Annotated in this window: 19 protein-coding genes; 7 read left to right on the top strand and 12 right to left on the bottom strand. The window is 42.5% G+C overall.

Annotation, left to right across the window (positions count from 1 at the left end; translation table 11 throughout):
- Positions 1-23: 23 nt before the first annotated feature.
- A complete protein-coding gene (locus tag B2746_RS02480) occupies positions 24-3,647 on the top strand; it encodes an efflux RND transporter permease subunit (RefSeq protein ID WP_290790669.1) in 3,624 nt (1,207 codons plus the stop codon).
- Between the two features lie 19 nt (positions 3,648-3,666).
- On the top strand, positions 3,667-4,461 hold the full coding sequence (locus B2746_RS02475; protein ID WP_290790667.1) for a TIGR00266 family protein: 795 nt from the start codon (positions 3,667-3,669) through the stop codon (positions 4,459-4,461).
- Positions 4,462-4,510: 49 nt separating this feature from the next.
- Here the strand turns inward: B2746_RS02475 and B2746_RS02470 are convergent, their stop codons facing one another.
- Positions 4,511-5,353: an alpha/beta fold hydrolase gene (locus B2746_RS02470; RefSeq protein WP_290790665.1), complete on the bottom strand. Its 843-nt coding sequence runs from the start codon at positions 5,351-5,353 to the stop codon at positions 4,511-4,513.
- A 39-nt stretch (positions 5,354-5,392) separates the two neighbouring features.
- Here B2746_RS02470 and B2746_RS02465 point away from each other — a divergent pair, with 39 nt between their 5' ends.
- Positions 5,393-6,850, top strand: a complete 1,458-nt coding sequence (locus B2746_RS02465; RefSeq protein ID WP_290790663.1) for an amidohydrolase — start codon at positions 5,393-5,395, stop codon at positions 6,848-6,850.
- A gap of 41 nt (positions 6,851-6,891) precedes the next feature.
- Here the strand turns inward: B2746_RS02465 and B2746_RS02460 are convergent, their stop codons facing one another.
- From B2746_RS02460 to radA, 8 genes are all read right to left on the bottom strand, one after another.
- The gene (locus B2746_RS02460) at positions 6,892-7,278 is read right to left on the bottom strand and encodes a hypothetical protein (protein ID WP_290790662.1); all 387 of its coding nucleotides are present in this window, start codon (positions 7,276-7,278) and stop codon (positions 6,892-6,894) included.
- Between the two features lie 124 nt (positions 7,279-7,402).
- The gene (locus B2746_RS02455) at positions 7,403-9,313 is read right to left on the bottom strand and encodes a redoxin family protein (RefSeq protein WP_290790660.1); all 1,911 of its coding nucleotides are present in this window, start codon (positions 9,311-9,313) and stop codon (positions 7,403-7,405) included.
- A gap of 103 nt (positions 9,314-9,416) precedes the next feature.
- Positions 9,417-10,769: a PSP1 domain-containing protein gene (locus B2746_RS02450; protein WP_290790658.1), complete on the bottom strand. Its 1,353-nt coding sequence runs from the start codon at positions 10,767-10,769 to the stop codon at positions 9,417-9,419.
- Between the two features lie 136 nt (positions 10,770-10,905).
- Positions 10,906-12,123, bottom strand: a complete 1,218-nt coding sequence (locus B2746_RS02445) for an ATP-binding protein (RefSeq protein ID WP_290790656.1) — start codon at positions 12,121-12,123, stop codon at positions 10,906-10,908.
- A 12-nt stretch (positions 12,124-12,135) separates the two neighbouring features.
- Complete coding sequence (locus tag B2746_RS02440; RefSeq protein ID WP_290790654.1) at positions 12,136-12,648, bottom strand: glutathione peroxidase; 513 nt, start codon at positions 12,646-12,648, stop codon at positions 12,136-12,138.
- A gap of 39 nt (positions 12,649-12,687) precedes the next feature.
- Positions 12,688-14,082 (bottom strand): choice-of-anchor Q domain-containing protein, encoded by a 1,395-nt coding sequence (locus B2746_RS02435; RefSeq protein ID WP_290790652.1) that lies wholly within the window; start codon positions 14,080-14,082, stop codon positions 12,688-12,690.
- A gap of 39 nt (positions 14,083-14,121) precedes the next feature.
- Positions 14,122-14,820 (bottom strand): ComF family protein, encoded by a 699-nt coding sequence (locus B2746_RS02430; protein ID WP_290790650.1) that lies wholly within the window; start codon positions 14,818-14,820, stop codon positions 14,122-14,124.
- A gap of 58 nt (positions 14,821-14,878) precedes the next feature.
- On the bottom strand, positions 14,879-16,252 hold the full coding sequence (radA, locus tag B2746_RS02425) for a DNA repair protein RadA (RefSeq protein ID WP_290790648.1): 1,374 nt from the start codon (positions 16,250-16,252) through the stop codon (positions 14,879-14,881).
- A 503-nt stretch (positions 16,253-16,755) separates the two neighbouring features.
- Here radA and B2746_RS02420 point away from each other — a divergent pair.
- The 3 genes from B2746_RS02420 (at position 16,756) to B2746_RS02410 (ending at position 22,239) form a co-directional block, all read left to right on the top strand.
- Positions 16,756-17,439 (top strand): zinc metallopeptidase, encoded by a 684-nt coding sequence (locus B2746_RS02420; RefSeq protein WP_290790647.1) that lies wholly within the window; start codon positions 16,756-16,758, stop codon positions 17,437-17,439.
- 372 nt (positions 17,440-17,811) lie between these two features.
- A complete protein-coding gene (locus B2746_RS02415) occupies positions 17,812-20,865 on the top strand; it encodes a SusC/RagA family TonB-linked outer membrane protein (RefSeq protein ID WP_290790645.1) in 3,054 nt (1,017 codons plus the stop codon).
- Between the two features lie 18 nt (positions 20,866-20,883).
- Positions 20,884-22,239 (top strand): RagB/SusD family nutrient uptake outer membrane protein, encoded by a 1,356-nt coding sequence (locus B2746_RS02410; protein ID WP_290790643.1) that lies wholly within the window; start codon positions 20,884-20,886, stop codon positions 22,237-22,239.
- Between the two features lie 81 nt (positions 22,240-22,320).
- Here the strand turns inward: B2746_RS02410 and B2746_RS02405 are convergent, their stop codons facing one another.
- The 3 genes from B2746_RS02405 to B2746_RS02395 form a co-directional block, all read right to left on the bottom strand.
- On the bottom strand, positions 22,321-23,868 hold the full coding sequence (locus tag B2746_RS02405; RefSeq protein WP_290790641.1) for an Rne/Rng family ribonuclease: 1,548 nt from the start codon (positions 23,866-23,868) through the stop codon (positions 22,321-22,323).
- 311 nt (positions 23,869-24,179) lie between these two features.
- Positions 24,180-25,028 carry a tetratricopeptide repeat protein gene (locus B2746_RS02400; protein ID WP_290790639.1) on the bottom strand — a complete coding sequence of 283 codons (849 nt, stop codon included), beginning with the start codon at positions 25,026-25,028 and terminating at the stop codon, positions 24,180-24,182.
- Between the two features lie 23 nt (positions 25,029-25,051).
- Positions 25,052-25,372 carry an HU family DNA-binding protein gene (locus tag B2746_RS02395; RefSeq protein WP_039136824.1) on the bottom strand — a complete coding sequence of 107 codons (321 nt, stop codon included), beginning with the start codon at positions 25,370-25,372 and terminating at the stop codon, positions 25,052-25,054.
- A gap of 167 nt (positions 25,373-25,539) precedes the next feature.
- Here B2746_RS02395 and B2746_RS02390 point away from each other — a divergent pair, with 167 nt between their 5' ends.
- Complete coding sequence (locus tag B2746_RS02390) at positions 25,540-26,601, top strand: A/G-specific adenine glycosylase (protein ID WP_290790637.1); 1,062 nt, start codon at positions 25,540-25,542, stop codon at positions 26,599-26,601.
- Positions 26,602-26,621: the final 20 nt, after the last annotated feature.

Raw genomic sequence — 26,621 nt, 5'->3', positions numbered from 1 at the left:
TTGCAAACGAGTAAATATTTACAATGAGTGCGCTCGAAAATATAAAAGGTAAGTTCAAACAATTTGGACCTACTACCTGGAGTATAAAAAACAAAACATCGATTTATCTGCTGATGATCTTTGTGAGTGTTATTGGTATATTCCAGTTTGTTACTCTTCCAAAAGAACAGTTCCCTGATATAGTAATTCCTACCATTTATGTTCAAACCATTTATGTAGGAAATTCTCCCAAGGATATTGAAAATCTGGTTTCCCGACCAATTGAAAAGGAAATCAAAGGGATTACCGGTGCCAAGATCAAAAAAACCACCAGTACCTCGCAGCAGGACTTCAGTGCTATTATTGTTGAATTTGATACAGATGTTAAAACGGATATAGCGCTTCAGAAAGTAAAGGATGCCGTTGATAAGGCAAAGAAAGATCTGCCTACCGACTTAACGGAAGAGCCATCCGTTCTGGAAGTAAGCTTTTCGGAACAACCTATCATGTATGTAAACGTGAGCGGTGATTTTGATTTGCAACGTTTGAAAAGTTATGCAGATGAATTACAGGACCGACTGGAAGAATTACCGCAAATCAACCGGGTTGATTTAGTTGGGGCTCCGGAAAGAGAATTTCAGATTAATGTAGATAATGCCAGGATGGAAGCGGCCAATATCACCTTTGATGATATCGCGAATGCAGTGGCAAGGGAGAACCTCGATATCTCCGGTGGATTACTTGAAGTGGGAAATATGAAACGGAATCTTCAATTAAAAGGACAGTTCAAAACTTCCTATGATATTGAAAAAGTAATTCTCCGCAACACAAGCGGCGCTCCTATTTATTTAAAGGATATTGCCAATATAAAAGACACCATTAAAGAAACTGAAAGTTATGCGCGTCTGGATGGTAAGAAAGTAATCACCCTGAACATTATCAAACGTTCAGGTGAAAATCTGATTGAGACCTCCGATGGTGTAAAAAAAGTAGTGGAAGAACTGAAGGCAACCGAGTTTCCTAAAGATCTTAATCTGGTAATTACAGGTGATCAAAGTAAAGCTACCCGGGTTTCTTTTAATGATCTGGTGAACTCCATTGTTATTGGTTTCGTATTGGTTTTAATTATCCTCATGTTTTTCATGGGAGTGGTCAATGCCTTCTTTGTGGCTCTAAGTGTACCGCTCAGTATGTTTGTTGCCTTCCTGTTTTTACCTGCGGCTGATCTGATTGTAGGCGGACATGTTACCCTCAACTTTATTGTACTTTTTGCCCTATTGTTTGGATTGGGAATTATAGTGGATGATGCTATTGTGGTAATTGAAAATACACACCGGATTTTTGTGGAAGGCCGTGGAAAACTGAGTTCAGAACGATCTGCTATGATGGCTGCAGGAGAAGTATTTATTCCGGTTCTTGCTGGTACGCTTACCACTCTGGCTCCATTTGTTCCTCTGCTATTTTGGCCTGGCATTATTGGTAAGTTTATGATTTACCTGCCAACCATGCTTATATTTACTTTGGCGGCATCACTTGTAGTAGCCTTTATCATGAACCCTGTTTTTGCGGTAGATTTCATGAACCATGATGAAAAACAGGAGTCCAAATCAGCGATCTTTAGAAAGAAAGGATTCTGGATGGCAGTTATCCTTGCTATTTTGCTTATCGTTGGTGGTGCAACCATTGGTCAATCATTACCAGGCGTTACCAACTGGTATTATTTCTGGGGTAATTTGCTCTTATTCTTTGTGTTTCTTGCCATTTTAAACACGTACGTTTTAAGTGATACTATCCACAGTTTCCAAAACAGGGTACTCCCCTGGATCATGTCGCACTATGAAAGTTTGCTGCGCTGGTCGCTCCATGGCTGGAGACCCGTTAAGATTCTTTTGGGTACCGTCGGTTTGTTTATATTTTCATTCATTTTGTTTGGAGCAAGAAATGTTCCGGTAGTTTTCTTCCCAACCGGTGATCCCAATTTCGTTTATGTATACCTTAAACTTCCGGTTGGTACTTCAGTTGAATATACCGATTCCGTAACCCGGGTGTTGGAAAGCAGGGTATATGATGTATTGGGAATGGATGGCGGAAAAAAACCAAATCCAATTGTGGAATCTGTTATTTCCAACGTAGCCGTGGGAGCAAGTGATCCTACCAGTGGAGACCGCAGTACACGCCCGGAATTGGGACGTATACAGGTATCCTTTGTTGAGTTTGAAAAAAGGCATGGTCAATCCACAAAGCCAATTATGGATTCAATCAGAGCAGTGGTTAAAGGAATTCCGGGTGCAGAACTAAGTGTGGCTCAGGAGCAGGGCGGACCGCCAACAGATCCTCCGGTAAATATTGAAATCGCCAGTGAAGATTTTGATGACCTGATCAAATCGGCCGTATCCCTGAAAAATTACCTCGACTCCATCCAGGTGGCAGGAGTAGAAGAATTGAAAATGGATATTGATCTTAATAATCCGGAGATTTCGCTGAATATTAATCGGGAACGTGCTTTAAGAGAAGGTGTATCCTCTGCCCAGATTGGGATGCAGATTAGAACAGCCCTCTTCGGCCGCGAAGTATCCAAAATAAAAGATGGAGAAGATGAATATAAAATTCAATTAAGAAACAGTGAGGTGCAGCGGAAAAACCTGGTTGACCTGCTGAATATGAATATTGTATTCCGCGATTTTGCAAGTGGTGGAGCCATCAAAAGAATTCCGATCAGCTCACTGGTGGATGTTGATTACACCAGTACGCTTGGTAGTGTAAAAAGAAAGAACCAAAAGCGTTTAATCACACTGCGATCGAATGTTCTTTCCAGCTTTACACCAACAGAAGTAAACCAGCGGATTAAAGATCATATTGATAATTTCAAGCTGACTACGGAAGGCGTAACGATTCGTCAGACCGGTGAAGGAGAACAACAGGCTGAAACGGGTGCATTCCTCGGAAAAGCATTGATTATTGCGCTGATGCTGATCCTATTTATCCTTGTATTGCAGTTTAACTCAATCAGTAAACCGGTTATCATCCTGACTGAAATTCTATTCAGTGTAATTGGTGTGCTTCTTGGGTTTGCCATCACCAAAATGGAAGTGAGTGTGGTTATGACAGGTATTGGTATTATAGGCCTGGCTGGGATCGTTGTGAAAAACGGAATCCTCGTAATAGAATTTGCAGATGAGCTGCGGGCTCGCGGAATGAAAACAAGAGAAGCCGTTATTGAAGCCGGTAAAACCCGGATCATTCCGGTATTGCTGACTGCCCTTGCAGCCATTCTGGCTCTGATTCCGCTGGCTGTTGGTTTCAATATCAATTTTATTAGTCTCTTCTCTGAGCTGGATCCCAAAATTTTCTTCGGAGGTGATAATGCAGTATTCTGGAAACCGCTTAGCTGGACCATCATCTTTGGTTTAACCTTTGCCTTCTTTATGACTCTGGTAGTGGTTCCGGCCATGTACCTGATGTCAGAAAGATTAAGGCGTCCCATGCGCAACCAATTTGGAGGAAAATGGGTCTCTATGATGGGAATTCCGCCGTTGACATTTTTGTTTATTCCAATGGCTTTATACACCATGTTCAGACACAGGGTAGCTGTTGCCAGAAGGAAACGGAAAATAAAAGGCAATGAATCGGATCCTGCCTATAAAGCCTTTGTTGGAAGTTGGTTTTAAATCTTAGTAATTTTATTCCATGAGAAGTAATCACGAAATAGACTACAAAATTTTTGGGGAAGAAATGCAGTATGTGGAGGTTGAACTGGACCCCAATGAAACAGCCGTTGCGGAAAGCGGAAGTTTTATGATGATGGACGATGGCGTCCAGATGGCTACAATTTTTGGAGATGGATCCAAACAACAAACCGGAGGTTTTCTTGGTAAACTGGTAAGTGCCGGTAAACGGGTATTAACAGGAGAAAGTCTGTTTATGACTACTTTCACCAATGCAGCCCATGGTAAAAAACGGGTGAGTTTTGCCTCTCCTTATCCGGGAAAAATTATCCCGCTCGATTTGATGCAATTGGGAGGAAGAGTGATCTGTCAGAAAGATGCCTTCCTATGTGCGGCAAAAGGAGTGAGCGTGGGTATAGCATTGCAACGTAAACTTGGAACCGGGATTTTTGGTGGTGAAGGTTTCATCATGCAAAAACTCGAAGGTGACGGGATGGCCTTTGTTCATGCAGGTGGACATGTATTTGAACGCGAATTGCAGCCCGGCGAAATCCTGAAACTGGATACTGGTTGCGTTGTTGCCTATACTCAAACCATCGATTTTGATATCCAGTTTGTTGGCGGTATCCGGAATACCATTTTCGGCGGAGAAGGATTGTTTTTTGCAACCCTTCGCGGTCCGGGTAAAGTCTGGATTCAAACCCTACCCATCAGTCGTCTGGCTAGCCGCATTATGCAATACGGCGGTCCAAGAAGAAAAGAAGAAGGGGGCATCCTCGGCGGATTGGGAAATGTGCTGGATGGAGACGGATGGTAAATTGTATTTTAAATAGTGAGAAACCGGATAATTCAGTTTATCCGGTTTTTTATGGTTTTAGTTCCAGCAGTTTTGTTCGAATGGCTTTAAACTCTGTCCAGGGAATAAAATGTCCGCCATTCAACCAGAGTGTATCAATTTTTGGCGCATTCACCAGCTGCCTCAAACCGAAATCTACATTAACGGGTGGAACCCAGCTATCTGTTTTACCATGTATAAAGTAGACGGGCTTTTTTATTTTCTGCAATTGTTCAGCCTGGATTTTGAGATCCGTTTTTAAATAAATCAATTCCGTATTGGAGGGACGAAAAGCCCCGGGGAGAAAGAAATTAAGCGGCGTTTTATCCATTATTTTTCTCCAGTGCTCCGGCTTTTCAGCAGCCGGGTCAATACTTCCGGAGATGATAACCAGGCCCGATGCCAGCTCAGGATAATCCAGTTCTAATTGAAGAATCATCGGTCCACCTAAACTATGCCCAACCAGCCAGATGGGTTGACCGTTTCTAAATTCCTTTAATACCGGTCCCATTAACTTGGACTGGTCGGCCAGGTTCCATGCTTTCCCAAAATTACTATACCCGAAACCTGGCCGATCAATGCTGATCATACGGTATTTGGATCGAAGTAAACTATCCTTCAGATAAGTTTCAAATGCATTCCAACTACCCGGAGTACCATGAATAAAAACCAGCGTAGGCTGGGTATCATTTCCGGTTTGTACATAATGAATGGGATTTCCATCCTGTTTAGCGGTAATTGCCTTTAGTGCGATGCCATTCCGATTAAAGGAAGCAATCGCTTTTGCATCGGCAGTTCTGAAAGTGAAACAGCTTTGTGCCATGATCAGCCAGGCTCCCAATACAATAATTCCAATAAGAAATGATTTTTTCATAAATACCCTAACTTGTACAATCAGGAAAAAAAATTGTTTATGATGGTGATGCGAGTTTTACTGTTTTTCATTTTGGTACCAGTTTTAGCTCTTGGTCAGAAAAAGAACCGGTCCTCTCTAATGGAACAATGGAAATCAACTGCGGATTCGGGTATACAGACTCGTTATAATCAATATAAAGATATTGCATTTGCGATCTGGGATTATGCAGAGCTGGGTTATAAAGAAGAAAAAAGTTCCTCGCTCTTGCAGCAAACATTAAAAGAAAATGGGTTCGAAATTGAATCCGGTATCGCTGGTATTCCAACCGCATTTGTAGCCAGCTATGGTTCTGGCGGACCTGTACTCGGGATTCTGGCGGAGTTTGATGCGTTACCCGGATTATCACAATATGCCCTCCCCGAAAAAAAGCCAATAGAGGGTCGCATATCAGGACATGGATGTGGCCATCATTTATTTGGTACTGCCTCTGTTGCGGCGGCAATTCAGGTAAAAGAATTAATGCTTCAACATAATTGGAAAGGAACCATTAAAGTATTTGGAACTCCGGCTGAAGAAGGTGGGTCAGGTAAAGTGTATATGGTTAGGGCAGGAGTATTCAATGGAGTGGATGCAGTGCTGCATTGGCATCCGTCAGATGAAAATACCACCTGGGCGGATGGTGCGCTTGCCAACAAATCAGCCAAATTCAGGTTCTATGGAACGGCAGCACATGCTGCTGCTGCACCTGAAAAAGGACGTTCTTCGCTTGATGCGGTGGAGGCTATGAACCATATGGTTAATATGATGCGGGAACATATCCCTGCTGATGCAAAAATCCATTATGTAATAACACAGGGAGGAAAAGCTCCAAATGTGGTGCCTGATTTTGCAGAGGTTTATTACTATGTACGGCATCCAAACCGGGAACTTGTAATGCAATTATTTGAGCGCATTCGCAAAGCAGCTGAAGGTGCTGCCATTGGTACAGAAACCCGGAGCGATTTTGAAATTATTGGAGGTACCTATGATTTATTGCTGAATAAGCATCTGGCGGAAATTATGCAGGCGAATCTGTTGCGGATAGGAGGGGTGAACTATTCCCGGGAGGAAGAGGAATTTGCCCAAAAAATTCAATCTTCATTTGGATATGCAACAGACCCACTTGAGTCTGCCAGGTCTGTAAAACCAATTAAAATCAACTCGGGCAAAACAACTGGTTCTACTGATGTTGGTGATGTGAGCTATACTGTTCCAACTGTTGGTTTGCGTGCGGCGACCTGGATTCCCGGAACACCAGCACACAGCTGGCAGGCTGTGGCCTGTGGGGGAACTGAAATTGGAATCAAGGGAATGATGGTCGCTTCCAAAACAATAGCACTGACCCTGATTGATTTATTACATGATCCGACTGCATTACAGAAAGCCAGGATCGAATTTGATTCCGCACGCGGTACCGGTTTCACCTATACGCCATTGTTAGGAGATCGCTCCCCCGCCCTCAACTATCGCGACTAAAATCTCACCCGACCGGTGCCACCGGTCGGGTGATGAGTAGATTAGCGGGAGAGTTCGATGACCTGGATGGTGTTTCCGCCATCGGTAGATTTCCATTCCTGGTAGCGGCGTTTATCCCGCACAATAATCCAAGTTTTTGCAAAGTCTGTGTTGTTGCCGGAAATGGTGACAGCATTTCCATGTTGTTCCCAGTTGAAGGGGAGATTATCAAACTTCGAAATTCCAAGGATAGAATATTGAATATTCTTTTCACCTCGTCCGTTTCGTCGAAACACCATAGTTCCTACATTATTTATGGAAAGTCCGGATTCACCCTGTTTAATAACTTCGAATCGTTGTACATTCCATGTTCCGGTAAGTCTGGGTGAACAGGCTGTAAAACCCAGCATTAAAGCCCCTAAAAAGGTGTGTAAGTATAGTTTACGCATGCCTCTCCTAAGCCAACAACCATTCCGTTTAGACAATGCAGCGTTTTATCACTAAAACCTTATAAAATAATGCCCCCGCTTTAGAGTTGTGGGAATGATATTCCCCGAAATAAAATGTTAAACCTCAGTTTGTGCTATTGGAAGCTTCAGAAGCCAGACTAACCATTGCTGAAATTTCATCCACTGCCTTAGATTCATTACCACTATATCCAACTGATTTGAATCTGATTTTTCCGTTTTTATCAAGTACAAATTTTGTTGGAATGCCATCTACTTTAAAACTGCCAACCATTTTATCCTGGGTATCCAGGGCCTGTATTGGAAAGGAATATGGTTTACCTATAAAAAATTCCTCCACATTTTTCTTTTTGTCCGCAGCCTGCTCCCAGGTATTTACAAAAAGAAAAACAACATCGGTTTGATCCTTATAATTCTGTTGTGCTGCATACATGGCAGGGAAAGATGCAATGCAGGGTCCGCACCATGTTGCCCAGAAATCAATGACTACCACTTTCCCTTTCAAAGTAGCCAGACTTACTTCATTGCCATTCAAATCTTTTAAAGCAAATTCCGGAGCTGCCTCATTTAACATTTTCTCCTTCAATTCTTTTAACCTACGCTCTTTCATTTGTTTTGTCAGACCCTCAAAATAAGAATTGAAATCCTGTTTTTTTCCAGTCGCTTTATACAGCTTTTCCAATTGTTCTTTCATTGCACCGGAATAAGCACTTTCCACTACTGTTTTTTCAAGGAACTCAATCGTTTTCTTTGGCCCCTTAACTTTTTCCAGTAACTGTGAATAGTGTTCATTGTAGTCAGAAGACCCTGTGCCAACTATATCTAATGACCTTTGCATATAAGGAAATCCTTCCTTATACTTCCCCAACTGATATAATATATATGCATAGGTATCTGCGAACATACCTTCCATTTGTTCAATTTGTTTCAGATAATCAGCAGTGGACAATTCCAATGGTTTTTGAGCAAGCTCTTTTTTTTCTTTTTCAAGAATATCCAATGATTTTTTAGAAATTCCTGCAGCTTCGGCCAGATGTTTTCCTTTTTCTGCAGACTGCCAGGCAATGCTATTAAAACTGCTTGCCAGATCTGTTCCTTTTTTATTTTCTTCAGAAATTTTTTCAGCCATGGAAAGGTTTCCTTCCATCGCATGAAGATTTGCAATATTTGAATAAATGTTATTGATAACCCGGGACTGCCATTCCTGCGGCGCTCCTTTAATTGTTGCTTTGAAGCTATCCAGTACAGCCTGTTTTTCAGCTGCAGTTTTTGCACTGTTGAAACGGGGGTACAGTTCGCGTGGTTTCCAGACACCATCCGGAAACTTTAATTTATGATAAGCTGATAATAGACTTCCAACGGGTTTATGCTGGTACTGATTTGCATAAAATGTAGCACTGGCAAAATCCTGGTCTGTTATTCCTTTTTTGTTAGGTAAATCAGCAAAATAATTTATCAAACCCGTTGTATCCTTTTTGATCTGATAATAGGTGAGTGTTTCTTCATACCCTGCATCGGAAGGCAGGCCGTTTTCATAATATTTATTGAAATAGAAATCAGCTTTTTTCTCATCTTCGGAAATGCCCATCGCCCATCCTTGTCCCCGATACAACTGACTCATTAATCGGTAGGAGTATTTTATCGGTTCTCCTGATTTATCCATTACAAAAAAACTATAACCTTTCTTATCATTATTATCAACCTGTTTACCGCTTCCGATTTTAACCACAAAAAGGGCAGCACTATCCGGAATTGTAAAATTTGCTGACCAGTTTGTTTTATTTTTTTTGAAAGAAAGGTCTTTTGCTTCAATTCGATTACCAATAGCAATATAAACTGACGCCGGAATGTTGCCGGCTTTTTTCCATTCAGTTAATTCCGGTTGATAAATCAACTCAACAGATTGCTCTGCCTGTGGTGCTTCAGGTTGTACCTGCAACCTCGAATAACTGGCTTGCTGAGCTATAAGTGAAATACTATAGGACAGAAAAAAAATAGCCATGCATATTTTTCTCATATCAATAAGGTTGTGTGTAATTAAAAATAAGGTAAAAAAGAAAAATCCGTTAAGCCATAACATGCGCTAAACGGATTTTAACAGTATTTAATTTGTTTTTAAATTAAGCTTCACCTGGTGTTGGACCCGGTTTTGGACCTTTTGGATTATTGCCGCCCGTGTTTCCTCCGCCCTGGTTCCTCGGACCGCCACCCTGAGGTCTTTGCGGACGAGATGGCCGATCACCCTGAGGTCGATCACCCTGAGGTCGATCACCTTGCGGACGAGGAGGACGATCTCCCTGTGGACGCGGAGGCCTTGGCCCCTGTTGGCGTTGCTGGGGCTGTGGCTGAGCCGGGCGATTTTGCCCTTGCTGACCCTGACCCTGCTGACCCTGCTGCGGTCCTCTTGGTGGCTGTCCACCCCCTTTTTGCTTCTGCTGCTGTTGTTGCTGTTTCCGGCGTCGATCATTTTTCTCCAGACTACGCAGACTGATTTGTCCAACTACATCCACAAATTCCGGTTCCACTTCTTTGGGTTTGGTGCTGGTAACATCTACGGCTTCCAGTTCGTCCGGAACAATACCCTGTGCATTCTGCGACATGATTTTACGCACCCGCTCAATGGTCAGCGGATACTGTTTATTGCTGTCAGGCAATACATACCACATCAGGTTCTTGAAAATATCTTTTTTGATAAGTGTGGCTGTTCCTCTGGCAACCCGAATGGTATCGGCGCGGTCCGGAAAACCCTGTAAGGCATCCAGATAGGTATCCAGTTCATAATTCAGACAACATTTTAATCGACCACACTGGCCACTAAGTTTTGTCTGATTAATACTGAGGTTCTGGTAACGGGCTGCCGTTGTGTTCACACTTTTGAAATCAGTTAACCAGGTACTGCAGCATAGCTCCCGACCGCAACTGCCAATTCCGCCTACTTTTGCGGCTTCCTGCCGGGCCCCGATCTGCCGCATTTCAACCTTTACCTTAAACTCACCGGCATATATCTTGATTAGTTCCCGGAAATCAACCCGATCATCTGCTATATAAAAGAAGGTCGCTTTCCGGCCATCTGCCTGAATTTCCACCTCACTTACTTTCATTTCCAGCTTTAATTGCCGGGCAATTGCACGCGCGCGGATCAGTGCTTCAGCCTCTCTTGCCTTGTTGACTTTCAACAATTCAAGATCGCGTTCATTGGCCCTGCGCAATACTTTTTTCATTTCGGGGTCAAACTCGTTTGCGCCCCTTTTTTTCATTTGAATCCGTACGATTTCGCCATGCAGGTTTATTTCTCCAACATCAACACCACTTACCCCTTCCACAGTAACCTGTTCTCCTTTTTCGAAAACAGTAAGCGTATTGTTCCTGAAAAAATCCTTTCGGCTTCCATTATTAAACGAAACCTCCACCACTTTGCAGGCCGCTTCCGGATCTGCAAAAGGAAGGTTCTGTAACCAATCGTACGCATTCATTCTGTTGCATCCGCCGGAAGAACATCCTCCGTTACTTTTGCAACCATTGGGTTTCCCCGTTCCACAACTACTGCATCCCATATATATGTAATAAAATGAATGTGAATTAATTATCTTTTACAAATATAGGCGAAAACTACCACGGCTGTACCTTCACCTTATCGCGTAAAATATGGAATAATTGCAAACTAAGTGCATGAAAGAGCATTTTCGCATTAGCATTTCTTTCAATATAATAGGCGGCTTTATCGAGCTCTTCTACTATTGCTTCCTGCTGCGATAAATTTGCCATTTTATTAATACGCAGTATAAAATCTTTCTCAACCGTAGGTAAATTGGAGGCCCATTCGCTGTTTTCGCCCAGTACATTGATCCGAATACTCTGTTGCAACAGGTGATTAAAGAAACGCAGAAACTGTTTCTGTTTTTCCCGACCCTGTTTACTGATTTCCTCAATCCACTTAACAAGAGAAACCGGACCGTTCTTCAGGATGGCGTTTAACCATTCTCTTACCAGTAATTGCCAGTCTTCTCCCGCATGATTCAGTTCTGCCAATGCTTCCCGAAAATTTCCTTCAGTAATGGCAGCAATCTGGCGGGCTTGTTTTTCTTCTACCCCTTTTTTCGCAATTAATGCCATCGCCACTTCCTGGTCAGTAAGTGGTGGAATCCGAACCAGCTGGCATCGGGATAATATGGTAGGTAAGATAAGTGCCTCATTTTCAGCTACCAGCAAAAACAGCGTATTGGGGGGCGGCTCTTCGATCAGTTTAAGCAATTTGTTACCCTCTTTGCCCAGCATTTCCGGCATCCACATCACCAGCACCTTGTACTTGCTTTCAAAAGTTTTCAGGCTAAGTTTCCTGATTATCTCATTACATTCTTCTGAAGTGATATTTCCTTGTTTATTTTCTGCCTGTATAAACTGCAGCCAATCGTATAAACTTCCATAGGGCTGATCCTTAAGGAATTCCCGCCATTGGGTGCTATAATCGGTACTAACCGGTTTATCCCCACTTTTTTTAGGAATAACCGGATAGGAAAAATGAATATCGGGATGTACAAATGCCGAAGCTTTTGAACAGGCTGCACATGCACCACAGGAGGAAAGAGGTACGGAGCCCGCTACTGCCGGCTCTTCTTCACCAAACAAAGACGGACCAGCCGGAACTGGGTTCAGGGCCGCCTGAACTTTTTCACATACTATATATTGAGCAAAAGCAAGGGCAAGGGGCAATCCCCCTGAACCATCCTTACCCAGTACCAGTAGCGCATGGCTCAATCGGTTGGATTGAACCATCTCGCGCAATTGTTCCTTCGTTTCTTCCTGTCCTACTATTTCGTCGAATACCATTCGGCGAATATACTAATTCAGGTACTTGGTAATTGCTTCATCGGTTGGTTTAACACCACTTGGGAAAACCTCAAGAAGTTTACCATTTTCATCCACCAGAAATTTGGTGAAATTCCATTTGATCGGGTCTTTTATGCCCATTTTTCCGGCTTCTTCCGTTAGGTATTTGAAAAGCGGGTGGATATCGCCACCTTTAACACTCACTTTTTCTGCCATGGGGAAACTAACTCCAAAATTCTTTTTACAGAAGCTGGCAATTTCATCATTGGAACCGGGTTCCTGTCCCCCGAAATTATTGGCCGGAAAGCCCACTACGGTAATTTTGGATCCATATTTCTCATGCAATTCCTGCAGGTCGGCATATTGTTTTGTATAACCACATTTGGATGCAGTATTTACAATCAGGAGTTTTTTTCCTTTAAACTGGGCCATATCCATGGGTTTACCATCCAGGGTTTTCAGTTTAAAATCATGAATACCCGTTACTGCAAAAACTATCATGGAGAGAAGCAATGTTTTAAGCATAGTAATTTATTTATCTGTAAGTCTAACAAAGATCCGGTTTTATTGTTTTTCATAGGCACCAAAATCAGGTAGTCCTTTGGGTCTTTTTTTCCCATCCAGATCAATAGCTAAGTCCAGATTGATTCCTTTATCCAAAGCAGGTGAGCCTTCTTTCAGCCGGAAATTAAAAATTATTGAACCTGGTTCTGCCTGTTCAAACAAGGGGGTTTCATTGGTTAACATGTTTATGGCCTCCATATGTTGATAGGGTTCATTCATTTTCCAGATCCCGGATTCAAAACGTATTTCATACGGAAATGAGCCTTCTTTCAATGCGAGTACTTCATTTTCGACGGTGCCTCCCTCGCCCCAGATAATACAATTACGGAAAACTGCCTGCAGGGATGCCTGCACGGGAATCCCATTTACCATAACTGCATTACTCATCAGAACAACCGGATCTTTATGTGGAATCAGGTTGTTGGAGACAGCAACGAGGGTACTATGATTGAAAGCATATTTTCCGCCACCTGCTATCTGCATATTTTTTCCGCAATTACTGATCAGCAGGTTATTGGCATGAACAGAACTGTTAATTGCCAGCAAACCTGCATCAAATGCATTCGTTATATGAACCTGTTCGAGTTCCAATTTATAATTACCACTTGTTTCTCTTCCTTCCACCACAATTGCCTGGTAGGCATTTTTAAAATTCGCATATTGAATATGGTTAGATGTGCTTACTGCAGTAAAAAAGATCCCGGGCCAGGATGCCGGAAATTCTGAATAAGGGACATCTAACCGATCTCCGGAAAATTCCACCCGATCAGCCGCTGCGGTATCACCAGTAATATGGAGACTGCCATTTACAATAATGGGAGCGTCAGCATGTACATAAACTCGTGTTCCTTTAGTAATTTGAAGTAGCGTATTTTCTTCAACTACCATCGGTCCAAGAATAACATAAGGCAATGAATTATTCCAGGTGGTGTTGTTGCTGATTGAGCCATTCCGGATATAATGAGCATTTTGTCCATAAGCAGCCAGTTGAATCCATTTTTCCTGCCCATTCCATTGAATGGAAATACTATCGCGAACCAAAAAGGGAAGGGCTTCGGTATTTTCAGGAATTCGAAGGTTTACAAAAACATGGGCACTGTCACCCGCAGCAATATCTACTGATTGTACCAATGGTCCGGGTTCGCCATTTACATTGATCCTGAAAACTCCTGCATCAGCTCCTGCCAGCCGGATGGAAGAGATACGGATCCGTTGGTCGTTTTCATTTATAATCCGGAAAGATTTTGTAACAGAGCCCGCAGTTGTGAAAATGGTATCGAAATGAATAGTATCAATACCTATATATATAGGTGCATCCTTACTCGTCAGCAAATTGTCCTTTTTACAGGAGAAAAGCAGCAGGCAGGAAATAAGGACAAATAAGGAACGCCACATAGTCCCAAAAATAATGCAGTATGCAGGAAACCTGAAATATTAATGAGGCAGGGTATAGGCAAAACAAAAAATACTGAGTTTGGTACCCGGAATTGCCAGAATTTTTTCCCCCACTGCTTCCAGTGTTGCGCCGGTAGTTACGACATCATCTACCAGTAAAGTATGTTTGTTTTCCAATAGCGATGGCTGTTTAATCTGAAATACATCTTTCATATTGTGCCAGCGTTCTGCCCGGTGTTGAGTCGTTTGAGAAAGGGTAGCTGTAGTGCGTTCAAGAAGGTTGCTTTCTATTGCGATGCCTGTCTGTTGATGAATCCCATCGCATAATAATTCTGCCTGATTATAACCTCTCTTTGCTTTTCTTTCCGGATGAAGTGGCATTGGAAGTATGCTATCAATTTCCTTTATCCAGTTGCAGGTACTTAGTTGATGCCCCATCCACTGACCCAATTGAAGCCCCAGTTCTTTTCTATACGAATATTTCAATTGATGCAGGATAGATTGCACAATACTCTGACGGGTAAAATAAGTGGCTGCAGCTGCATGTTCAACCTGTAATCTGCCACGGAAAATGGCATCGACTTCATTTTCAGGAACCTCTAAAAATCCGGTAGATGGAATTGTCCATAGGCAGGCTGTACAGATTCCATTTTCAGCAAGCAGCTGATTGGTGCCGCATGCTGCACATGTATGCGGAAACAGGAGAGATGAAAGGATCTCAATAATTGAATCAGGCATAAGCCAAAATTAGATCCGTTGATCGTCCTTGTCAAGCGCGAATTAACGGTTTCTTTCATCAGGAAAACAACAGTTGATAAACGTCTTCCACTCTTGCAAGAGGAAGAATTTCAATATTTGCGGTAGGGAAACTGGTTCCTTTCTGGCCGAAACGGGAGACAAGAATTTTTTCCAATCCCAGTTTTTCGGCTTCCGAAATTCGTTGTTCAACCCGATTGACTGATCTGATTTCACCACTTAATCCAACTTCTCCTGCAAAACAGGTATGGGAAGGAATTGGGATATCGGTGAAAGAGCTTAATAAGGCACATAGTACAGCCAGGTCGATAGCAGGGTCTTCTACTTTTAATCCACCTGCAATATTCAGAAATACATCTTTGCTTCCGAATTGAAAGCCTCCCCGTTTTTCGAGCACGGCCAGTAATAATTGAAGACGTCTTAAATCAAAACCACTTACGGTACGTTGGGGTGTACCATAAACTGATGGTGTAACGAGTGCCTGTACTTCAATCAAAAAGGGACGCATACCTTCTATGGCAGCAGCAATGGCGATCCCACTCAGTTGTTCACCTGAATGGGAGAGTAGGATATCACTTGGATTGAGTACACCTTTCATTCCGCTTGAGCTCATTTCATAGATACCAAGTTCGGATGTACTGCCGAATCGGTTTTTAAGTGTTCTTAAAATCCGGTAAGCATAATGACGGTCACCTTCAAACTGCAGCACGGTATCCACCATATGTTCGAGGATCTTGGGTCCGGCTATGGCGCCATCTTTTGTTATATGACCGATTAAGAAAACCGGCGTATTGGATTCTTTAGCGAAGCGTTGCCATTCAGCTGCGGTTTCTCTTATCTGGGATACGCTGCCTGGCGAAGATTCAATACTTGGTGTATAGAGTGTTTGAATGGAATCAATAATTACGAGTTCCGGTTGCAGTTGTTTAATTTCCTGAAAGATCTGTTGGGTATTGGTTGCTGTTAGCAAATAAAAGTTATCATTCGTGAAAGGAAGTCGCGCAGCGCGCATTCGGATCTGTTGTTCGCTTTCTTCTCCGCTGACATATAAAACTTTCACTGTGTTTAATTGCAAGCCAATTTGAAGAAACAAAGTTGACTTTCCAATTCCGGGTTCTCCGGCAACCAAAACAATACTGCCACTTACAATGCCTCCACCTAATACACGGTTTAATTCCGGATCAGGGGTTGTCATTCTAACTTCTTTTGTGATTGGTACGTCCTGCAAACGGGTTGCAGTTGCTTTGATTGCAGTTGAACCAACTTGCCAGGCTGCTGAAGATGTTACGGTTTCTTTTTGTTTTATTTCTTCAACGAATGTGTTCCATTGTTGGCAAGCCGGACATTTTCCTAACCACTTGGTACTTTCATATCCACATTGTTGACAAAAAAAAGCTGATTTGGATTTAGCCATGATAAAGAAGTGAATGGTGAATGGTGAAAAGTGAAAGAAGGATATGGATGCAAACTATGATAAAGTGAAGTTGAAATGTGGTGTAGAATATTTTGCAAATCTGATTTAACAGGAGTTGATAAAATTGTGCGTTTCTTAAAAGTAAAAAGGCCAGCATTTCTGCTGACCCTTTACTTACTAACCCATTAAATTCTTGCACTAAATTACGAATAAGGGGCACATTTCAAAATAAATTTTTGGCCCTGTGAATAACTTTTAGCCCCCCGAAATACAAGCATTTTTGCGCTTAATGGCATAGTTAATTAATTGATATTCATTGTTTTGTATATTTACCATAAAACCTTCAGAAAAAATGAACAGGTAAAATTGTCAGGTTAAAAACGGGTGTTTTTATGGGGATGACAAAACGTCTGCTCAATCGTTAAAAAACAACCGATTTCACTTTATTTGGGTAAATTGGACATTGATTTGATAGACTAATAAACCGACTAAATGGGAATTTTATGACACCGTCAATCATGTTTGTTTCAATTTTTTTTGTGGTAATCAGTATGTTGGTTTCTTATATGTTGAAGAGCAAAATAAAGAAGTATTCTCAGACGCAGTTAAGGTCTGGATTGTCCGGGCAGGAGGTTGCCGTTCGTATGTTAAAGGAAAATGGCATATATGATGTGCAGGTAACCATGTCGCAAGGCTTTCTTTCTGACCATTATAACCCGGTAACAAAAACAATTGCATTGAGTCCGGATATATTTGAAGGGCGGAATGTGGCTGCGGCTGCAGTGGCAGCGCATGAATGTGGACATGCGGTGCAACATGCAACGGCATATCCCTGGCTGACCCTGCGATCGAAGCTGGTTCCGGCTGTTCAGGTCAGTTCAACGCTGGTTCAGTGGGTATTGCTGGCAGGAATACTTCTGATTAATACCTTTCCAAGCCTGTTACTGGGAGGAATTATTCTTTTTGGGGTAACTACCCTGTTTTCGCTCATTACGCTGCCGGTTGAGTTTGATGCCAGTAATCGGGCGCTGGCCTGGCTGGAACGGACCAATATTACAACTGCTGAAGAGCAACCACAGGCTAAAGATGCCTTGAAATGGGCGGCTATGACTTATGTTGTTGCAGCCATTGCTTCGTTGGTTACTTTGATACAGTATATTCTAATATATATGAGTAGGAGAGACTAATCTCATCACGCTAAAATTAAAAGCTGATTCGGGCAACTGGATCAGCTTTTTTTATGCGGAGATTGAATAGTAATAAAAAATATACGAAAAAAATACAAATTTTTTAGTTTAAACAATGCAATATTGTGTTAAGTAATTAATATGTTAATAAATTGCATATTAAAGATATATAAGATGAAAAAAGAAAATCAAACAGCGGAATGGTAATCGAAACTGTCTAGATATGGAGAATTTGATTTTTTATTAACAAAAAATCTGAATTTTGCAGGGTTGTTCTTTTAAAATTCCAATAAAAACTTTAAAAAACTCCGTTATTTTAGTTTAACATTCTCTTAACCGCCAATATATTTGGCAAAACTAACACACGTGAATATGGCTGCAACAAAAAACCTATCCGGTTGGATCTGGGGTATCCTGCTCCTCTTTACTGCGCTTACAGTGCAGGCGCAGGACCGACAAATCACCGGAAAAATTACAGATCAGAAAGATGGTTCTCCATTAATCGGGGCCACAGTAACTGTTAAAGGAACTTCCATTAATGCATTAACAAATGAAAATGGACAGTTTAGTTTGAGAGTTCCGGCTAATGGAACTACGCTGGTTATTTCTTCTGTTGGATATGGAAACAGGGAAGTAGCGATTACAGACAATGTAGTTGTTCAGTTATCAACTTCTGATGCCTCTCTTTCGGAAGTTGTAGTTGTGGGGTATGGAACGAAAATTAAAAAAGACCTTACAGGTTCAATCGCCCGTATTAAAGGTGATGAAGTTGCTAACACACCTGTTGTAAACTTTAACCAGGCTCTGCAGGGCCGCGCTTCTGGTGTATTCGTAGAATCCCAGAGTGGTAAGGTTGGTGAAGGAGTTAAAGTTAGAATCCGTGGTGCCGGTTCTATCAGCGCTTCAAATGAACCGTTGTATGTTGTAGATGGTGTTCCCATCAACTCTTCTTCGATTGCAGGAAATGCACTGGCTGACCTGAATTTCAACGATGTAGAATCCTTTGATATTCTTAAAGACGCTTCTGCTGCAGCCATCTATGGATCCCGTGCAGCAAATGGTGTTGTGCTCATTACCACCAAACGGGGCAAATCCGGTAAATCAACTGTAAATGTTAACGTACAGTACGGTAGTAATAAACCAACTGGCCATCGTAGTTTCCTGAATGCCCGCCAATACATTGACCTGTTAAGGGAAGCTGCTATCAATAGTGATAATATTGAAGGCATTGATCCGCTGGATCCGTCCCAGTATTCAGGTTCCTGGCTGCAATTTGCAGAAGGAAGACTAACCCGTTATTCCGGTCATTCCAACTGGAGAGAGCTTGAAACAAACACTGATTGGGAAAAACAGGCTTACCAGAATGATGCAAGAACCCGCCTGGTTGATGTAAATTTTTCTGGTGGTACCGACAAAACACGCTTCTTCCTGAGTGGTGGATTGAGCGATCAGGATGGTATCTTGGTAGGTAATAATTTTCAGCGGATTTCAAGCCGTTTAAACCTGGAGCACGATGCTACTGAAAGATTGAAAGTTGGAGTGAACTTTGGCTTGTCCAGGACAGTAGCCAAAAGGGTGGCAGATGACAACGAGTTTTATACACCCATGCAGATGGTCGCACTTTCTCCTGTAACTCCCGTAAGAGATTTGGATGGTAATCTTTACGATCGGCCGGTTACAACTTATTATAACCCACTCATAGAACTGGAAGACTCCCGCCTCATTGCTACGACCTATCGTAACCTGGGTAGTGCTTATCTTGCTTATAAACTAATGAACGGATTAATCTTCCGGTCTGAATTCGGATTAGATGTCCAGACGCAGAATGAAGACCGCTACAATGGAAGCAGAACCATCGTGGGAGAAGGTACTAACGGTTATGGTCAGGTGGACTGGTACAGAATGTTGAACTATAATACCAATAATTACTTTAACTATCGCAAACTGATCAAAGACAAACATGATTTGGATGCAACTCTTGGTATGTCTTATCAGAAGTATAAAGCCGACTTCTCCCAGGTTTATGGTGAAGATTTTCCTTCAAGTGACTTAAGCCGTTTGGCTAGTGCGGGTCGGATTACGGGAGGAACTTCCTCTTTTGATGCTTCTTCCATTCTTTCGTACTTCGCACGTGTAAACTATAAACTGAACGACAGGTACCTGGTTTCACTGAGCGGCCGTGTGGACGGATCATCCCGTTTTGGTACTGAGAACAGGTATGGTTTCTTTCCGGCAGTTTCTGCAGGATGGATCTTATCGGAAGAATCATTTCTTTCCAATTCTGATGTATTAAGTTTCCTTAAGCTTCGTGCTTCCTGGGGACTTACCGGAAATGCAGATGGGTTTGGTAACTTCTCACATCTTAGCTTGTATGGCGGTGCTAAATACAATAATTCTGCCGCACTTATTTCCCAACAATTGTCTAATGAGAACTTGAAATGGGAAAAGTCTGATCAAACCGATATCGGATTTGATTTCGGATTATTTAATAACCGTATTTCTGGTGAAGTTGATTACTACGTTCGCAGCACGCGTGATTTGATATATTTAGTACCTGTTCAGGGTACCACAGGTTTCACCAGTCAGACTGTAAACGTTGGTTCTATGCAGAACAAAGGGTTTGAGTTCGTTTTGAATTCAACCAATGTTGCACGTAAGAATTTTACATGGAATACCAGTTTGAATATGTCATTCAATAAAAACAAAGTGACTAAGCTGGATGGTGATCAGACTATAATTCCCGGTAACGATGGGCGTTACATGAACTCTCTAATAGTAGGAGAATCAATAGGTGTGTTCTATGGCCCCAAATTCGCAGGAGCAGATCCTCAGAATGGTGATGCATTATATTATCTGGAGGATGGCAAATCAACTACCAATGATATTAACGATGCGCATAGCTTTGTGGTTGGAAACCCCAATCCGGATATCATTGCAGGTTTGAACAATACAGTATCATTCAAGGGCTTTGAACTGAGTGTATTGTTGCAGGGTGTTTTTGGAAACCAGGTAATGAATGGTGCTGGTGGATTTATGTCGGCAAGTTTCGACTGGTTTGATAACCAAACCAGCGACCAGCTTAAACGTTGGCAGAAGCCTGGTGATATCACCAATATACCACAATTGCGCCTGGGATATGGTAATGGTATCGGAGCATCCAGTCGTTATGTTGAAGACGCATCCTATGTTCGTGTTAAAAACGTAACCCTTGCTTACAATATTCCGGCAAAAGTTACCGGTAAATTGAAAATGCGTTCAGCCAGATTCTATATTACTGGTGTGAACCTGTTCACCTTCACCAACTACTCCGGATGGGATCCGGAAGTAAACACAGATTACCGTGCAGGAAACAGGAACCAGGGTTCAGATTTTTATGCTGCGCCTCAAATCAAATCTCTAACATTTGGCCTGAACGTTGGCTTTTAACTGAAAACACAGAGAAACATGAAAAAAAATATAATTATAATTTCTGCAGCCATTCTTATGGCAGGATCCTGCGGAAAAAAACTGGATTTACTGCCCACTCAAAGCATCGAAGAGGACGTGGTACTGAGTACGGACCAGGGAGTAAAAAACCTGTTGAATGGTGCGTATGATATGGTTAGTAGCAGTTCCGTATATGGCGGAGATCTTTTCCTTTATTCTGAATTAATGGCTTCTGATGGCGAGCTGCGCTGGGAAGGTACTTTCAATCAGCCACGGGAAATCTGGAGAAAAGATATCCTGACCACCAATGCGTATGTTCGGGACAGCTGGCTGGATGCTTACCAGGCAATTAACGCCGCGAATAATATCTTAAGTGCCTTGGATGTTGTTAATGAAGATGATCGTGACCGGGTAAAAGGCGAGGCTTTGTTTATACGGGGCTCCATGTTCTTTGAACTGGTCAAGTTCTTTGCCCAGCCATACGCTGCGGGAAATGCGGGTTCAACTCCCGGAGTTCCTCTGGTCCTTGATCCAACCAGAACTGATAACGTAAGTGCAGCCCGCCCGAGGAATACTATAGAGGAAGTTTATACCCAGGTGATTGCTGATCTTACTGAAAGCCAGTCGCTCCTCACTCCTGTTGGCTATAACGACGAATATGCCAACGCTGCCGCCGCAGCTGCACAACTATCAAGAGTATACCTGCAGATGGAAAATTATCAGGGTGCACGTGACCAGGCGAATACTGCAATTAATCTTGCAGAAGAAATGGGATTTCAATTGGCTGGAAACTATGCCACGCTGTTTAACAATTCTTCAAATTCTTCTGAAGATATTTTCGCTATCCAGGTAAGTGCGAATGATGGCGCAAACGATATGCATCTTTTCTGGTCAATTCCTGAATTCGGCGGAAGGGATGGTGATGTTGCCATTCTTTCAAAACACCTGAATCTGTACGACGAAGATGATAACCGTGTCAGTTTGTTCTATGAAGATGATGCGGAAACAATCAGAAGCGGGAAATGGAAATTCCAGTATCGGAACCTGCCAATAATCCGTCTGTCTGAGCTTTATCTGACAAGAGCAGAGACTAATTTCAGATTGGGTACAAGTGTTGGTGCAACTCCAGTTCAGGATATTACTCCCATTCGGGCACGTGCAGGATTAACCACTCTAGGTACTCTTACTCTTGATATTATCCTGGCGGAAAGAAAACTGGAATTGGCGCATGAAGGTCATGGTTTACATGATTTAAAACGTCTGAAGCGTTCAGCTGACGGTTTTACATTCAATGATCCTAAAATGGTATTGCCGATTCCACAAAGGGAGGTGGATGCCGCTAAAGGAATTCTAGTACAGAATGCAGGGTATTAAGCATACCTTAAATTGAAATGGTAAAAGGGTCACTTAGTAATGGGTGACCCTTTTAAATTATGTAGTAGGGAGATTGGCAGTTTACAATTTTATTTCTTCCTCATGGTCATCATAAAAGTGAAACTCCGTGAGGTGATAATTGGTATTGGACTGTAATTTAATATTTTGTTTGAAATGGCGCTTCCATTTCCAGAACTTGCTGAAAATCCACCCCTTGGTCAAATAGGCATACATTATCGGATGAACCGCCAGCGTAAGGTTGCTGTGTTTGTGGGTAATCAGGTAATTCAGGTTCTTTTCTATTTCGTCTTCCAGTACCAGTGAGGATGAAATTTTGCCGGTTCCATTGCAACTTGGACAAACTTCCATTGTATTGATGTTCAGCTCCGGCTTCATTCTCTGCCGGGTAATCTGCATCAATCCAAATTTGGAAATCGGAAGTACCGCATGTTTGGCCCTGTCTGGCTTCATCATGCTTTCCATGGCATCCATCAGTTTCTTCTTGTTCTCCGGCAACTTCATATCGATGAAGTCGACTACGATGATTCCACCCAGGTCGCGCAGCCTTAATTGACGGGCAATTTCTTCTGCGGCTTCCATATTAGTTTCCAGGGCATTCTGTTCCTGGTTATTGCTCACACTTTTATATCCACTATTCACGTCAATGACATGAAGTGCTTCTGTATGTTCAATAATCAGGTAGGCGCCACTGGGAAGGTTTACCGTTTTTCCAAAAGCAGCTTTAACCTGTTTGGTTACTCCATACTGATCAAAAATCGGAGAACCATTATGGTAAAAAGAAACAATATCCGCCTTATCCGGGGCAATCCGCTGAATATAGGTTTTGGTATCGTTGTATAGGTTCCGATCATTTACTACGATCCGGTTGAAATCCTCGTTGAGCAAATCCCGCAACATACTGGTTGTTTTGGTTTGCTCACTCAGGATTTTTGCTGGTGCAACGGCACTCTTCAGGTTATGCTGGATAGCTTTCCATGTTTCTACCAACGCCAGTAAATCCTCATGTAGTTCAGCCGTATTCTTGCCTTCTGCCGCTGTACGAACGATAACCCCAAAGTTTTTAGGTTTAATCGCTTCAATGATTTTCTGAAGGCGTTTACGCTCATCCGCTGAATGGATTTTCCGTGAAACGGCTACCACATCATTGAATGGAGTGATAACGACAAATCTTCCAGGCAGGGAAATTTCGCAACTGAGCCTCGGGCCCTTGGCAGCAATCGGTTCTTTCAGAATCTGAACCAATACATTAGGTTTACCACCCAATACTTCATTGATCTTACCGGTCTTTACAATTTCAGCTTCCACTTCGAACTTGCCGAAATCGAAACTGCCATTGGTATCACCAATTGACTGCTGGGTAAATTTGAGGAGGGATTTGGCATAGGGACTTAGATCGGTATAATGCAAAAAAGCATCCTTTTCGAATCCTACATCTACAAATGCAGCATTCAAACCAGGTATGAGTTTACGTACCTTTCCTAAATATAAATCCCCGACAGCAAAACTGGCATCTGCTTTTTCATTGTGCAGTTCTACCAGTTTTTTGTCTTCCAGGAGAGCTATCTCAACACCCTGTGGTGCTGAGTTGATAATTAATTCCTTGTTCAAGCGAGTAATCTTTTAACGTCAGTCCAATCTCACCAAAAGGAACTCAGCTGAGGTTGATAGTAACGATGGTTGTAAAGAATTTGCAATAATCACCTACAACCACGTAAAACGAACAGCTGAAAGGGAATAAAGCCGGAACAAATTAGTTTATTCCGGCTTTACATAGAGGCATTGAAAGAAGGAAATTATTTCTTCTTCTTATGACGATTCTTTCTCAATCTTTTTTTCCGTTTGTGCGTCGCAATCTTATGACGCTTTCTTTTTTTACCACAAGGCATCTTCAGTACTATTTACAATGTTAACAATTCAAACTATTTCAATTGCTGTATGCGTTTCTCCAGTTCTGCTTTTAAAGCAGGATTCTGAATATGTTCAGCCGCATGCTGATACCATTCTGTCGCTTTTGCTTTATCACCCTTCCGCTCATAACCTTCCGCCAGCATCAGCAATACTTCCAGATCATGTGGTTCAGCCTGTACAACTTTTTCCAGACGTTCTACCGCCTTGTCGTACTGGCCGGATACGATACCGCCAATTCCCAACATTTTCTGCGCATACAAATTGGTTGAATCTTTCCTGCTCACTTCCAGAATTTTCTGAATTCCCTGCATCACCGCCTGCGGATTCTCTGCTGAAGCTCCAAAAATATAGGTACTTCCCAGTCCAACCTGCAACGAATCACTCGTTGGATTCAACACAATTGCCTTTTCAAATAACTCTTTCGACTCGCTGGCCAGCCAGGATTTTAAGCCCGGTTGATCTACCCCACGGAGGTTATCCAGCAAGATTCGGGCTGCAAAGGTGAGACTTTTTTCAGAATTTTCCAACTTAGCTGCTTCAGCTGTATAATATGCAAAGGGAATAAAGGCCCTGGCTGAATCACTCCAGAAGCTGGCAAGCTGACGGAAATTCCTAATTTTCTGTTCTTTAACATCCCCTCTGACCACCGCTTCAGACAGGCCATTTACATAAGTTTGCTGACTTTCTGTTAGATTAGCCGTAGCACCTTTAATAACAGTTTGGATATCAAATGCTTCCGATGGAATAGAGGCAATAGCTCCGGCCTTGGTTTTCACCGGCGGAGTCATATTGCCAAACAGAAGAAGCGCTGCCAATAGCACCACCCCTCCACCAACTACAATAAATTGCTGCTTTTTCAATTCGTGTGATTAAGGCAGCAAAATTACATTTCTTCGTCGGGGTTTGGCTGTCCTTCCTTAACAGTTTTAAGTTTTTTAACCTCCTGCACAAATTCCTTGGCAGGTTTGAAGGCGGGAATAAAATGCTCGGGAATTTCTACCGCAACATTTTTCTTGATGTTACGCCCGATTTTAGCAGCTCTTTTTTTGGTAATAAAGCTGCCAAACCCCCGAATGTAAATGTTCTCTCCCTGCGACAACACATCCTTCACCTCTTTGAACATTGCTTCCAGGGTTACCAGCACATCCACCTTGGGGATGCCGGTTTTTTCTGCAATTTGATTGATGAGGTCGGCCTTTCTCATAATTACACCTGTTTTGAATCTTTTGTCAAGTGGCGGAATGCTGGCCAGTTAACCCGGATTCCACAACAATGCGGTTTTGTTTTGTTAATATAAAATAAACTTCTAATCCGTGCAACTCTTATGCAATTTATTGATTTTGAATTAAATTGAAATATTTTTCCAACATTGTGAAGAACCTGCCCGAGTTTACCAAAAACCTGCTGGACTGGAACCAGCAAAGCAATACCCGCCAGATGCCCTGGAAAGGTGAATCAGACCCCTATAGGATTTGGCTGAGCGAAATTATTTTGCAGCAAACCCGCGTGGAGCAAGGACTCGCCTATTATGAGCGATTTATCCAGCGCTTTCCCGGGGTTCGAGATCTCGCTCTGGCTGAAGACAGCGAAGTTTTCAAGTTCTGGGAAGGATTAGGCTATTATAGCCGATGCAGGAACCTCCTGGCTACTGCCCGATGGGTTGCTTTTGAGAATAATGGTCATTTTCCGGACAATTACAGCGATCTGTTACAGCTTAAGGGAGTTGGTCCATATACCGCTGCAGCCATCGCTTCTTTTGCCTTTCAGGAACCGAAGGCCGTATTGGATGGCAATGTGTTCAGAGTATTATCCCGCTATTTTGGGATTAATACCCCAATCGACAGTCTTTCCGGGAAAAAATTGTATGCATTACTTGCTGATGCCCTGCTGCCTGATACTGCTCCGGGCACATACAATCAGGCTATTATGGATTTTGGTGCAGTGATTTGCAAGCCGCAGCTTCCGCTTTGTGATTCCTGCATTCAAAAAGCGGATTGTGAGGCATTTAAACTTGGTATGGTGGCAGATCTTCCGGTAAAAGAGAAATCCATTAAACGGCGTACACGCTATTTCTACTATTTCAGGCTTACCTGGAAAGGAGCGTATTATGTGCGCCAGCGACAGGGCAATGATATCTGGCAGGATCTGCATGAATGGGTCCTGGTTGAAACTACTGAACCACAGAACGATGAGGCCAGAACCTTTCTGATACTATTGAAGAAAGAATTGGGTAACGTTAAAGTCAGACAAATAAGCGTTTCTGCCGAAGTAAAACAACAGCTTTCGCACCAGACCATTATAGGGCGATTCATCACGGCCGAACTAACAGCGCCTCTCACACTTGCATCCGGTTATCAGCTTCTTTCCAAAGAACAACTTTCCCAACTCGCCTTCCCCCGCTTCATAACCGCCTTCTCACCCAAACTCCCTTAACTCCACCGGTCGGGTGCCAC

Origin of the sequence: Flavihumibacter sp. UBA7668, assembly GCF_002483205.1 — a bacterium.
GTDB lineage: Bacteria > Bacteroidota > Bacteroidia > Chitinophagales > Chitinophagaceae > Flavihumibacter.
This window is presented reverse-complemented; position numbering and strand designations above follow the sequence as displayed.

Excerpts from the sequence above, each read along its gene's own strand:
- B2746_RS02415 (WP_290790645.1), top strand. The coding sequence starts at position 17,812 with ATGGCTGCAACAAAAAACCTATCCGGTTGGATCTGGGGTATCCTGCTC.
- B2746_RS02450 (WP_290790658.1), bottom strand. The coding sequence starts at position 10,769 with ATGAATGCGTACGATTGGTTACAGAACCTTCCTTTTGCAGATCCGGAA.
- B2746_RS02465 (WP_290790663.1), top strand. The coding sequence starts at position 5,393 with ATGATGGTGATGCGAGTTTTACTGTTTTTCATTTTGGTACCAGTTTTA.
- B2746_RS02460 (WP_290790662.1), bottom strand. The coding sequence starts at position 7,278 with ATGCGTAAACTATACTTACACACCTTTTTAGGGGCTTTAATGCTGGGT.
- B2746_RS02455 (WP_290790660.1), bottom strand. The coding sequence starts at position 9,313 with ATGAGAAAAATATGCATGGCTATTTTTTTTCTGTCCTATAGTATTTCA.
- B2746_RS02410 (WP_290790643.1), top strand. The coding sequence starts at position 20,884 with ATGAAAAAAAATATAATTATAATTTCTGCAGCCATTCTTATGGCAGGA.
- B2746_RS02470 (WP_290790665.1), bottom strand. The coding sequence starts at position 5,353 with ATGAAAAAATCATTTCTTATTGGAATTATTGTATTGGGAGCCTGGCTG.
- radA (WP_290790648.1), bottom strand. The coding sequence starts at position 16,252 with ATGGCTAAATCCAAATCAGCTTTTTTTTGTCAACAATGTGGATATGAA.
- B2746_RS02480 (WP_290790669.1), top strand. The coding sequence starts at position 24 with ATGAGTGCGCTCGAAAATATAAAAGGTAAGTTCAAACAATTTGGACCT.
- B2746_RS02440 (WP_290790654.1), bottom strand. The coding sequence starts at position 12,648 with ATGCTTAAAACATTGCTTCTCTCCATGATAGTTTTTGCAGTAACGGGT.
- B2746_RS02475 (WP_290790667.1), top strand. The coding sequence starts at position 3,667 with ATGAGAAGTAATCACGAAATAGACTACAAAATTTTTGGGGAAGAAATG.
- B2746_RS02420 (WP_290790647.1), top strand. The coding sequence starts at position 16,756 with ATGACACCGTCAATCATGTTTGTTTCAATTTTTTTTGTGGTAATCAGT.
- B2746_RS02445 (WP_290790656.1), bottom strand. The coding sequence starts at position 12,123 with ATGGTATTCGACGAAATAGTAGGACAGGAAGAAACGAAGGAACAATTG.
- B2746_RS02395 (WP_039136824.1), bottom strand. The coding sequence starts at position 25,372 with ATGAGAAAGGCCGACCTCATCAATCAAATTGCAGAAAAAACCGGCATC.
- B2746_RS02435 (WP_290790652.1), bottom strand. The coding sequence starts at position 14,082 with ATGTGGCGTTCCTTATTTGTCCTTATTTCCTGCCTGCTGCTTTTCTCC.
- B2746_RS02430 (WP_290790650.1), bottom strand. The coding sequence starts at position 14,820 with ATGCCTGATTCAATTATTGAGATCCTTTCATCTCTCCTGTTTCCGCAT.